Origin of the sequence: Paenibacillus humicus NBRC 102415 (genome assembly GCF_004000905.1) — a bacterium.
In the GTDB taxonomy this organism is placed as follows: Bacteria; Bacillota; Bacilli; order Paenibacillales; family Paenibacillaceae; genus Paenibacillus_O; species Paenibacillus_O humicus.
The window spans coordinates 45,040-56,891 of sequence record NZ_BIMD01000036.1 but is presented as its reverse complement, the minus strand read 5'-3'; the positions used below and the strand labels follow the sequence as shown (position 1 = coordinate 56,891).

The 11,852-nt window shown below is 58.2% G+C and carries 6 protein-coding genes; 5 read left to right on the top strand and 1 reads right to left on the bottom strand.

The window, feature by feature from the left end; translation table 11 throughout:
* Window positions 1-336: 336 nt before the first annotated feature.
* Both PHU01S_RS18975 and PHU01S_RS18970 read left to right on the top strand, forming a co-directional pair.
* Entirely contained in the window at window positions 337-1,284 is a 948-nt protein-coding gene (locus PHU01S_RS18975) for a ribose-phosphate diphosphokinase (protein WP_049868922.1), read from the top strand.
* A gap of 1,319 nt (window positions 1,285-2,603) precedes the next feature.
* Window positions 2,604-5,675, top strand: coding sequence for a glycosyl hydrolase family 18 protein (locus tag PHU01S_RS18970; protein WP_127509229.1), 3,072 nt, complete (start codon window positions 2,604-2,606; stop codon window positions 5,673-5,675).
* A gap of 112 nt (window positions 5,676-5,787) precedes the next feature.
* On the opposite strand, the gene PHU01S_RS18965 is transcribed toward PHU01S_RS18970, so the two are convergent.
* Window positions 5,788-6,063: a YciI family protein gene (locus PHU01S_RS18965; RefSeq protein WP_049868926.1), complete on the bottom strand. Its 276-nt coding sequence runs from the start codon at window positions 6,061-6,063 to the stop codon at window positions 5,788-5,790.
* A 137-nt stretch (window positions 6,064-6,200) separates the two neighbouring features.
* On the opposite strand from PHU01S_RS18965, the gene PHU01S_RS18960 reads away from it, so the two are divergent.
* The 3 genes from PHU01S_RS18960 (at window position 6,201) to PHU01S_RS18950 (ending at window position 11,590) form a co-directional block, all read left to right on the top strand.
* Complete coding sequence (locus PHU01S_RS18960; protein WP_127509227.1) at window positions 6,201-7,223, top strand: phosphotransferase enzyme family protein; 1,023 nt, start codon at window positions 6,201-6,203, stop codon at window positions 7,221-7,223.
* Window positions 7,224-7,995: 772 nt separating this feature from the next.
* On the top strand, window positions 7,996-9,717 hold the full coding sequence (locus PHU01S_RS18955) for an ABC transporter ATP-binding protein (RefSeq protein ID WP_049868928.1): 1,722 nt from the start codon (window positions 7,996-7,998) through the stop codon (window positions 9,715-9,717).
* Window positions 9,710-11,590 carry an ABC transporter ATP-binding protein gene (locus tag PHU01S_RS18950; protein WP_127509225.1) on the top strand — a complete coding sequence of 627 codons (1,881 nt, stop codon included), beginning with the start codon at window positions 9,710-9,712 and terminating at the stop codon, window positions 11,588-11,590. The genes PHU01S_RS18955 and PHU01S_RS18950 overlap by 8 nt, the downstream gene beginning before the upstream one ends.
* The last annotated feature ends 262 nt before the right edge of the window (window positions 11,591-11,852 follow it).

Genomic DNA, 11,852 nt, shown 5'->3' with positions numbered 1-11,852 from the left:
AATGGATAGAAGGATGAATGGATAGAAGGATGAATGGATAGAAGGATGAATGGATAAAAGGATGAATGGATAGAAGGATGAATGGATAGAAGGCTGCTCTTTTAAAGAAGGACTGGGGGAAACGTATGGAATTTTTGAAGTATTCTATTATTGCGAGAGTTTCGTTGTGTAAGAGGCTGATGTCAGGCGGAGAACCCATCCCCATGCCGGATGTCCGTTGGACCGGGCCGTAAAGCCGCGGGAATCTTATCCTCCTTCGGGCTGTTGATTTGGCTCCGATAGGCTATAATGGATAAAAAGGATGATAGCCGAAGCGCGGGAGGGAAAGGGATCAATATGACGGATAAAGTGAAAATTTTCAGCGGATCTTCCAATATTCCGCTTGCGAAGAGCATCAGCGAGCAGCTGGGCATTCCTCTAGGAGAGGTGGAGCTGTCGCAGTTCGATAACGGAGAGCTGTATGTCTCCTATAAGGAGCCGATCCGCACTTGCCATATCTTCATCGTGCAGTCGCTCTCGGACCCGGTCAACGAGAACTTCATGGAGCTGCTCATCATGATCGACGCGGCCAAGCGGGCTTCCGCCAAGACGATCAACATCATCATGCCGTACTACGGCTACGCCCGCCAAGAGCGCAAGCGCCATCCGCGCGAGGCGATCTCCGCCAAGCTGGTCGCCGATCTGCTGGAGACGGCAGGCGCCTCCAGGATTATCCCGCTTGATCTGCATACGGCCGCTATCCAGGGCTTCTTCAACTTCCCGGTCGACCATCTTACGGCGCTCGACGAGCTGGCGGAATATATCCGCAGCAAGAACATCGAGAACCCGGTCATCGTATCTCCGGACGCAGGTCGAGCCTCCACGGCGGAGAAGCTGGCCAATTACCTGCATGCCCCGTTCGCGATGGTCGTGACCAATCACGACAGCCACACGGGAGAAGAGAAGACGCATGTCATCGGCGAGGTGGCCGGCAAGACGCCGATTGTCATTGAAGATATCATCGATACGGGCAAGACGCTCCTCAACGTCGTGGACAAGCTCGTCGAGAAGGGCGGGCGCGACATCATGGTGGCGGCGACCCACGGCCTGTTCTCTCAAAATGCGCTTGAGCGGCTGGAGCATGCCCATATCAAGGAAATCGTCGTAACGGACTCCATCCTGCAGCCTTCCGGGCACTCCGACAAGCTGACCGTCATCTCGATGGCAAGCCTGTTCACCGAAGCGATTCGGAGCAATATTTACGGCGGCTCCATTGCAACGATGTTCAAGAACAAAGGAATCTAGTCGTCCGCGGAAGCAGCATATACGGACCGATTCAAAGAGGCCGGAAGCCCGTTCCGGCCTCTTTGCCGTTCTCTCTAAAACGGCTGGCGAATAAGCGGGCAGGCGTAGCCGGTTGCTTGAAGCATCCTGGAGGCAGACGCAAGACAATTGCATTGCAAAGGTATAAGGACAAGCCTTTTGCGGCTTTCGGGAAAAACAGCCGGTTTCCGTTATGTAGCCCGACCGATAGTGGATAAATGCACCCTTTGCTGTGGAAGCACCCGTTTGTAGGGAGCACATTTGTTGCTGAGAAAGCATTTGTTTGTGGTGAGCACATTCGTTGCCGTGGAAGCACCCGTTGTCTTGGAGGCACCCGTTGCCTTGGAAGCGGAAGCATCCGTTGCCTTTGACGTTTTCCTTCCTTGAATGCTTATCGGACATAGGATCCGTTATTTGCCTTGAAAAATGGAATCTGCGAAGGTATCGGACATTAGATCCGTTATTTGCCTCCACTCTATTGATATTGAGGTAATTTTTAGGAAATAGCGGAACGTATGTCCGATAAAATGCCAAAACCCTCGAATTCGGCCAAATAGCGGAACGTATGTCCGATAAAAGCCAAGGGCTCATGAAATCGGCCGCATAGAGGAACGAATTTCCGAAATGCTTCATTTAAATCCAGGCCTGCCGGCCAAACAGTGGTCTTCGTCTGTGGCGTCAGAAAGCGCGGCGGCGTCTCTACATCGTTTTCGTTCTGAAAACTATTGCGATCATAAACGACAATTTTATGGTTGAAAAAATGATACTTTCGATCTTTTTGTGATAAATATCACGGATTATAAAGATTTTGAAAAGGTGTTCGAGCATTCCCCGCGAATAGGGAAGTTTGACAGGCACAAAAATTCGCCAGCGGGGTGGTAAGCGCTCTCATTAAATTCTTCCGCAAGTCAGCCCTTCCGTAAGTCAGCGCCTTCCGCAAGTCAGCTGTTCCGCAAGTCGGCTGTTCCGCAAGTCAGCCCTTCCGTAAGTCAGCTGTTCCGCAAGTCAGCTGTTCCGCAAGTCGGCTCTTCCGCAAGTCGGCTCTTCCGCAAGTCGGCTCTTCCGCAAGTCGGCTCTTCCGCAAGTCAGCTGTTCCGCAAGTCAGCGCCTTCCGCACGCCGCTCTCACCGCCAGACAGCTCAACTCTTTCCGCACGCCCCCTCTTTTCCTGAGTCAGCCGGTCCAGACAGAAGTCGACAAGCCGTTCCATGATTGCCCAAATCATTATTATGGATGAGGTGACTTGATTGTCCACGCGACTGAAAAAGAACGTTTCTTCCACGCTTGCTTCCTTGCTCACGTTGGCACTCCTGATAAGCATGTTCGGAGCAGCCGCTGCTCCCGCTGCCGCTGCGGCGGATCCCAACATCCCCCAGAATCTGGCCGTATCCGATGTAAAGGCAAAATCGATTACCTTGACCTGGGATGAAGTTCCCGGAATCGATCCCAACAACGGGTATCAGATCTACTACAAAATCGGAGACAGCACCCAGTGGAACTGGGCGGCCTGGTCCGGATTCTCCCCGAAAATCGTCGGCGGCCTGGAGCCGGAGACGACCTATTCCTTCTACGTCACTTCCGTTCCGGTGCTTGGCACCCAGAGCGAGAAGAGCAATGTGGTCACGGCAACGACCGTCGCCGAGGATCCCAACGCCTATCCGGAGCCGCCGCTGACGACTCCGCAGTATCTCCGCGTGACGGACGTCACCTACAATTCCATCGAGCTTGGATGGACGACGAGTCCTCTCGCTACGGGATACGACGTGTATGTGGACAACAAATGGTTCGGAGGAGACTGGGCAGCGGCCGGCAAATTCTCCTACGAAATCGCCAATCCGACGGCAGGTCAATCCGTGTACTTCCAGGTCGCCGCCCAGGATAAAGATCGCCGGGTATCCGGCAAGAGCAACGGCCTGCGCATCGTCTGGGGCCAGCTCGACGCTCCGCAATCGGTGCAGGTCTTATCGGGCACCCGCACCGCGATCTCGCTCGGCTGGGCTCCGGCAGCCGGAGCGACCGAGTATGAAATCTACCGCGACGGCGACCTCATCGGCACCAGCTCGGTTCCGCGTTATGCCGCGACGGGATTGACCGAGGGCCAAGCCTACGACTTTACGGTCGTCGCCAAAAACAGCCTGTGGCAATCGGAAGCGAGTGAGCCGGCAACGGCCGTTCCGGGCCGCGAGTACAACATCGTCGCCTATTATGCCGCCTGGGCACAGGGCGCCCGCCAGTTCAGTCCGGCTGATATCGACGGCTCGCAGATTACGCATATCAACTACGCTTTTGGCGATATTTGCTGGAAGGGCGCCGGCACGACCGGAGCCGAATGCCAGAACCCTGACATTGAGCTGCAACAGGGATATGTGTTCAATGGAGGCGTCATTCAAGGCTATCCGGAGTTCGATCCCCAAGGCTTCGAGGAGCTGAAGGAGCTCAAAGCCGACAACCCGGGCCTGAAGACGCTCATCTCTGTCGGCGGCTGGTCGTGGTCCAAAAACTTCTCGCTCGTCGCCGCGGATGAAATTTCCCGCAGGACGTTTGCCGGCTCCGCCGTCCAGTTCCTTCGCGCCTACGGCTTCGACGGCTTCGACATCGATTGGGAATATCCGGTCGAGGGCGGAGAAACGACCAACGCCAGAGGACCTCAGGACAAGGAGAATTTCACGCTTTTGGTGAAAACGGTCCGCGAGGCGCTTGACGCCGCCGGCCAGGAAGACGGCAAGTATTATCTGCTGACAATCGCTTCCGGCCAAGGCGACAACTTCACGGTAAATGCCGATTATGCCAACTCGGTCCAATACCTCGACTTCATCAACATCATGACCTACGACTACAATGGAACCTGGCAGACGGAAGCGGCCCACAACGCCCCGCTTTACTACGATCCGAACAACAAGACTGCCTCGGCCAAACGCTTCAATGCAGCGGGAGGGCTGCAAGGACATCTGAAAGGCGGAGTGCCGAATTACAAGCTGGTAGCGGGAATTCCGTATTACGGAACAGGCTGGGGCGGCTGCGCGAGCGGCGGCGAGTACCAGCAGTGCTCCAGCACGATCATCGCTGGAACGTGGGGGGCTGATGCGAAGTTCGACATCGCCGATCTCGAAAACAACTACCTGACGAATCCGGACTTCAAGCGGGTGTTCAACAACTACGCCAAGGTTCCATATTTGTACAATGAAAAGACCGGCGTGTTCATCTCTTACGACGATGCGGAGTCGACCGCCTACAAAACCGCTTATATCCGGTCGATCGATATCGCCGGCGCCATGAACTGGGAAATCAGCGCCGACCGCAATCATACGATGTCGGACCAGCTCGCAGCCGACCTCCCTGCGGGAGGCGGCTCTGCGGTCAGCCTGCCGGCGCCGGCAGCGCCGACTGCCGGCAAAGCGGACGCCACTGAAATTCCGCTCCAATGGCAGGCTGTACCGGGTGCGACCGGCTACGACATCTTTGCCAATGGCCAATGGGCGGGGTACGCTGCCGGAACGGAATGGACTTTGAAATCCCTGGAGGCGGATACTTCATATACGATTGAAATTGCCGCCATCCAAAAAGGAGGGGATGGAAAAGCGATCCGGGTTTCGATTTTCAGTTCCCCTCTGATGGCGAAAACAGCTCCTGCCTCCGATCCGACGCCGACACCGACAACAAACCCGACACCGACGCCGACAGCAACGTCGACACCGACACCGACGCCGACAGCAGCGCCATGGTACCCGACATACCCTATCGCTACGCCGACGCCATCCGCAAGCCCGGCGCCATCCGTCACGCCTGCGCCGACAGCTTCGGCATTGCCCGAGCCTTCGGCAAAGCCGCTGCCGTTCAACGATGTCAGCTCCAAGCACTGGGCGAGCGATGCCATCGCTAGAGCCTCCGGGCTGAACATCATCATCGGGTTCGGAGACGGCAGCTTCCATCCGAATGGAAGCGTCACCCGCGCCGACTTCGTCACCATGCTGGGCCGCGCGCTCGGTCTGGACAGCACCGGCGGCAGCCTGGACTTCAAGGATGCTGCCTCCGTTCCGGCTTACGCTCGCGGTTACATCGCGCAGGCTTTGGAGGCGGGCTGGCTGAAAGGATACGAAGACGGCACGTTCGGACCGAAAAAGACGATCACCCGCGCCGAGATCGCGGTGCTGGTCGCCAAAGCGCTCCGGCTTCCGGCCGCAGATTCCAAGCCTGGTTTCGCCGACGCCTCTTCCATCCCGGCATGGGCATCCAAGCACGCAGCCGCGCTGGAAATCGCCGGTCTTATGCAGGGCGACGAAAAGAATCGGTTCCATGGAGATCAGCCTCTGACACGCGCTCAAGCAGCGGTTCTGATCCTCAATCTGATCGACTATGCCAAAAAGGCTCCGTGACAAAAAGAGCCCCTTCACCGTTCAGGTGAGGGGGCTTTTTGCGGACTGAGCGATGCTGTCGATGTCAAGGAAATATGGACAGCAAGAACGGATCGGCATCATTCGTCCGGGGTCAGACCTTCAGATGCAGGGAGGTCATTTCCCAAGGGTGAATCTCATAGTTGCGAGCCTGATGCAGGACATAGGGATCCTGTTCGACGAGCGCGGCTACCTCTTGCAGCGATTCTCCCATGTAAATGACGAGGCCGCCCCATCCATCTGTGAATCTTCCTCTGGCGGCGATACGGCCCTCCTGCTCCAGCTTCTCCAGGTAAGCGAGATGCTCCGTCCGCAGCCTCGCGCTCTTTTCTTCATCCAGCATTGGCAGCATGACCGCGAAAAATGCCATTGTCGACTCCTCCTCCATCGTTTCGGGAATAGCTTCAGTATACGATTTATTTGAGGGAACGGGCAGGAGATTCAGGGGCGGCCCCCTAAACCTAATCAAAGAGGATTTGAAAACCTATTCAGGCAAGGGGGATAAACATGGAGGCATCGGTAGAGAAGCTGTTCGGTCCCGAACGGCTGGAGGATGCGGCGCTCCGTTTCGGATTGCAGGGGGATCCGAAGAAGCTGGGCGATTTTGAAAACTATATCTATGAAATGCAGACAGCGGAGGGCATTTCCGTCATTCTGCGCCTGACCCACAGCAGCCATAGATCGCTGGAAGAAATTGAAGCCGAGCTTGATTTTCTTCAGCATCTGGAGACGGAGGGCTGCGGGAAGGATATGGCGTCAAGTCTGGCCTCGCCGTCCGGCAGCCGCATCGAGCAGATCATGGCCGCGGACGGATCGTGCTTCTATGCGTGCCTGTTCCGCAAAGCGCCGGGCGGAAGAGCGTTGCCGGACTCGGAAGCATGGAATCGGCAGCTGTTTGCCGAGTGGGGGGCGGTAACGGCTCGGTTCCACAACGCATCCGCCAAGCTGGATCGGACTTTCGCCCGAAGGCAGTGGAGCGAGGATGACCTCATCGCGAACGCCTCAGCCTATCTTCAGGACGAGGATCCCGGGATTATCGCGCAGCTTGCATCCGTGCTGGATAGGCTGCATGCGCTGCCTCGGCCGGAAGGGAGTTACGGCTTGCTTCACGGAGATATCCATAACGGCAACTTTTTTGTCCACGAAGGCCGCATCACGGTATTCGACTTCGACGACCTGGAATACAGCTGGTACATCCATGATGTCGCCATTCCGCTCTATTACGCGCTCAGCTCCCGAATTCCAGATCGATACGGCGCGGATCGGGACGCATATGCGGCGGACTTCTTCCTTGGCTTCCTGCAAGGCTATCGCAGCGAACGGGAGATGCCGGAGGAGTGGCTGGATGTGCTGGGACTGTTCCTGGAGATGCGCGATCTCACTTTGTATACCGTCCTTGCCAAGAAGCTTGGACCGGAGGAGCTGACGGAAGGGATCCGCGCCTGGATGGGCCAAATGAAGGAACGGATTATGGCCGGAACTCCGATCGTCTCTTTTGATTTCAGGGAACTGGCCGCTGCGCGCAGGTAGATGCTTGCGACAACCGTCCGTGCGGACAGTTCAAATCAAGGGAAGGATTATCGCCGGGATTTCTTGATGTCTCTCTCGATTTTCAGGGGGCTGCCCGCCGTTAGAGCTTGAAGAAAGCCGTCCGCATGGACGGCTTTCGAATGCCGCCGGTGGTTCGGAGCCAGAACTCTCGCTGCCTGTGCAGCGTATTGCTTGCCCTTATTCCGTCCGTTCCGCCGGAGCGTTTTGGTACCTTAGGGACGGTATCTGCCAACAGCGCTTGTTAGTTCTCCTGCACCGGGGTAAGAATTGGTTGTACGGGGACGTTGGCAGCACGAGCAGCCTTTTCAGCCGCTTGCAGGAGGCATGGCTGCTTGAAATGCCGTTATATCGGACATAGGATCCGTTAGTTGTTCCAAATTCCCGAAAAACCCCTTTTATCGGACATAGGATCCGCTATTCGAACGGAAACCGGTCTGGCAGGGCGGGAAATCCAACAATAACGAATCTGATGTCCGTTAAATTTTTTAAAACGGTGCCGGAATCCAAATAACGGATCGTATGTCCGATAGGGAGGGACGCGCCGGGCTCATCTCCTTGCTTGCACTTGAAGAAGGCTTGCCATTACAGCCCTGCTATCCCTAAGGAAGGGCATCCGCAAAGGAGGCGGGCATCTGTCCGCAAGGATAGAGCCGGAGCAGGGCACCTGCCCGCAAGGATAGAGCCGGAGCCGGCCTTGGGAAATATAGGGTATAATAAACGCATACATAGCTTCGGAGGTGCATCACGGCATATGGAGAAAGTATTGTCATCGCTGTCCAAGTACCGCATCTCGGCCGGGGTCGCTCTGCTGATGATGCTTGTCGAGCTGGCGGTGGAGCTGTCCCAGCCTTTTATCATCGCGAAGATTATCGATGAAGGCATCGCCCATAAAAATCTGCAGGTCGTCTGGCTGTGGGGGGGCGTGCTCGCTGGAGGAGCGCTGATCGCCTTCGCGGCGGGGATATGCAGCTCCTTCTACGCTTCGTACGCAAGCCAGGGATTCGGCTACGACCTGCGGGAGCGGCTGTACGGCAAGGTGCAGTCGTTCACCTACGAGGTGTTCAACCGGTTCGCGGCGTCCAGCCTGATCACCCGTCTGACGGGAGACGTCAGCCAGGTTCAGGATACGGTCTTCATGGCGCTCCGCTTCATGACGAGAATCCCGCTTGTGGTCGCGGGAAGCGTCCTGATGGCGCTCGTCGTCAACTTCCGCCTTGGTCTTATGCTGGCCGCGACGCTGCCGCTGCTGCTGCTCTTCGTCGGCTGGATGATCGGCCGGGCGTCTTCCGTGTTCCAGACGGTGCAGCGCCGTCTCGACAAGGTCAACGCCGTCATTCAGGAGAACTTGACCGGCATCCGCCTCATCCGCGTTTTTGTCCGCATGGGTTATGAAGTCAAGCGCTTCGGGGAAGCCGGCGCCGAGCTGATGAAGGGCACCGTACGCGCCTTGCGCCTGACGGAAACGACCCAGCCGTTCATCATGCTCATCGTCAACGCCGCCATTATCGCCATTCTCTGGTACGGCCGGCTCGATATCGCATCCGGATCGGCGACGGAGGGACAGACGGTTGCGGTCATCAACTATGCGCTGCGGACGATCGGCGCGATGAGCATGCTGGCATGGATCGCCGCGATGTTCTCCCGGGCCGGCGCATCGTCCCGGCGTATCCGCGAAGTGCTGAACGCGGACCGCTGCGATGCGCAAGCGGCTTCCGGAACGAAGCCGCTTGCGGGATCGGATGTCGAATTCCGCTCGGTAGGCTTTACCTACCCGGAGAGCAGCATCCCGATTCTGGAAAGCATCAGCTTCCATGCGCGCGCAGGGCAGCGAGTCGCGATCATGGGGGCGACGGGATCCGGCAAGTCCTCGCTCGTGCAGCTGATTTTGCGCCTGTATGAGCCGACCGATGGCGTGATCGCGGTCGGAGGCACCGATCTTCGGGAGCTTGATGTCAAGGCGCTGCGCCGGGCGATCGGTTATGTCCCGCAGGACGTGACGCTGTTCTCCGGCACAGTCAGCGAAAATATCTCTTGGGGCAACGAGCATGCGACGGAGGAGCAGATCGCGGCCGCAGCGAAGGCGGCTCAGCTGCATGAGACGATCATGCGCCTGCCGGACGGATACGGAACGATGCTCGGCCAGCGCGGCGTGAACCTCTCCGGCGGCCAGAAGCAGCGCCTCTCCATCGCCAGAGCGCTCGTCAGGGAGCCGAAGATCCTTATACTCGACGACAGCACCAGCGCCCTGGACTTGAAGACCGAAGCCCTCTTGCTGCAGGAGCTGGAAGTCATGAGCTGCACGACATTCCTGATTACGCAGAAAATAAGCTCGACCGTGTCGGCGGACCTGATCCTGCTGCTGGAGGACGGCCGTCTGACGGCAGCTGGGCGCCATGAGCAGCTGATGGCGGATTCGGAGCTGTATCGCCGAATCTACGAGTCGCAGTATGGAGAGGAGGCCCGGCATGCCTAAGCAATGGCTCGAACCGCTGAGAGTTCCTCGCCCCGGGCGGGACCCTTCGCTTCCGCCTGCGGGCGCCCGCGGCGGCAAGCCGAAGGCGAAAGCCAAGGACTGGACCGGCACGCTGAGGCGGGTGTGGGGGTATCTGGCGAAGCGCAAGGTGAAGCTGACGATCGTGCTCGTGCTCGTCGCGGTCAGCTCCGCGCTTGCCTTGCTCGGTCCGTACATGATCGGGAGCGCCGTCGACCTTTATCTCAAGGAAGGCAGCCAGACCGATGGATGGGGATTGTTCCTCGCCGGGCTCGGCATCGTCTACGCGCTCTCTTCGGTGACGTCCTGGACCCATAATGTGTGGATGATCACGATCGCCCAGGAGACGGTGTACCGGCTGCGCAGCGACCTGTTCGCCCACCTGCACCGGCTGCCCATTCCGTTCTACGGGAAGCGTCAGCAGGGCGAAATCATGAGCCGCCTGACGAACGATATCGAAAATGTCAGCTCCACCCTCAACAGCTCCGCGATCCAGATCTTCTCCAGCGTGCTGACGCTGGTCGGAACGGTGAGCGTCATGCTGTGGCTCAGTCCGCTGCTGACGCTGCTGACCTTCATCGTCGTGCCGCTGATGGCGGTCGGCATGCGCTGGATCACCAAGCGGACCGGCCCTCTGTTCAAGGCCCGCCAGCGCAATCTGGGCGAGCTGAACGGCTACATCGAGGAGACGCTGTCCGGCCAGCGGGTCATTACGGCCTTCTCCCGCGAGGAGCAGGTCAAGGAGGCGTTCCGCGAGCTCAACGAGCGGATCCAGCTGTCGGGGTTCTGGGCACAGACGATCTCGGGCTTCATTCCCAAGGTCATGAACAGCCTGAACAACCTGAGCTTCGCGATCGTGGCGGGAATCGGCGGGATTCTGGCCGTGCGCGGCGCCATTACGGTCGGCACGATCATCGTGTTCGCCGAGTATGCGCGTCAGTTCACCCGTCCGCTCAACGACCTGGCGAACCAGTGGAATACGCTGCTGTCGGCGATCGCAGGCGCGGAGCGCGTTTTCGAGGTGCTCGACGAGGAGCCGGAGGAGCGGGAGGACAGCAAGGCCGAGCGGCTGGATCACGTCGAAGGGGCGGTGCGCTTCGAGCATGTATCCTTCGGCTACGAGGAAGGCCGCGAGACGCTGACAGGCATCGACTTTGAAGCCCGCCCCGGCGAGACGATCGCCCTTGTCGGTCCTACGGGAGCGGGCAAAACGACGGTCATCAGCCTGCTCTCGCGCTTCTACGAGCCGACCTCCGGCCGGATTACGCTCGACGGCAAGGATTTGGCCGGCATCCGCCGGGACAGCCTGCGCTCCCGCATGGCTTTCGTGCTGCAGGACTCGTTCCTGTTCGAAGGAACGATACGGGAGAACATCCGGTACGGAAGGCTTGGCGCGACCGACGAGGAGGTGGAGGAGGCGGCCAAGCTGGCCAACGCCCATTCCTTCATCATGCGGCTTAAGGACGGCTACGGCAAAATGCTGAGCGCGGACGGCAGCGGCATCAGCAGCGGGCAGAAGCAGCTGCTCGCCATCGCGAGGGCGATTCTCGCGAACCCGTCCATGCTTGTTCTCGACGAGGCGACGAGCAGCATCGATACGGTGACCGAGATCAAAATTCAAGAAGGGCTGCAGCGGCTCATGAAGGGCCGGACAAGCTTCGTCATCGCTCACCGGCTTGGGACGATCCGCAGCGCGGACAAGATTCTGGTGCTCAAGGACGGACGGCTGGAGGAACAGGGCACTCATGAGGAGCTGCTGCGCCGCGGCGGCTTCTACAGCGAGCTGTACAGCTCCAGCAAGGGAATTCCGGGAGGCGCGCAGGAGGATCCTGTGGCTGCCTTGCAGCAGCGTTGACTAGCCATGAAACTCAAGGCTCAAATGACGCAAAATCACGCAGATCCAGAAGCTGAATTTGCCCCCCGTCGACCGAAGCGATGGAGCAGCGGATTTAACCAATCGACGTCTTCAGGGATAGGTTGAAACAAGACGGCTCCACCAAAATGAGTGCCCTAACGGGTGCTCATTTTTAGTTTAAGACTATGCGTTGCGACCCTGCACCGGCTGAGGCTGTTTCCGAATGAAAGAGCAACATTGCAATCGTTACGCTCTGATATAA

Coding starts and splice junctions, on each gene's coding strand:
- PHU01S_RS18975 (WP_049868922.1), top strand. CDS start 337: ATGACGGATAAAGTGAAAATTTTCAGCGGATCTTCCAATATTCCGCTT.
- PHU01S_RS18965 (WP_049868926.1), bottom strand. CDS start 6,063: ATGGCATTTTTCGCGGTCATGCTGCCAATGCTGGATGAAGAAAAGAGC.
- PHU01S_RS18960 (WP_127509227.1), top strand. CDS start 6,201: ATGGAGGCATCGGTAGAGAAGCTGTTCGGTCCCGAACGGCTGGAGGAT.
- PHU01S_RS18955 (WP_049868928.1), top strand. CDS start 7,996: ATGGAGAAAGTATTGTCATCGCTGTCCAAGTACCGCATCTCGGCCGGG.
- PHU01S_RS18950 (WP_127509225.1), top strand. CDS start 9,710: ATGCCTAAGCAATGGCTCGAACCGCTGAGAGTTCCTCGCCCCGGGCGG.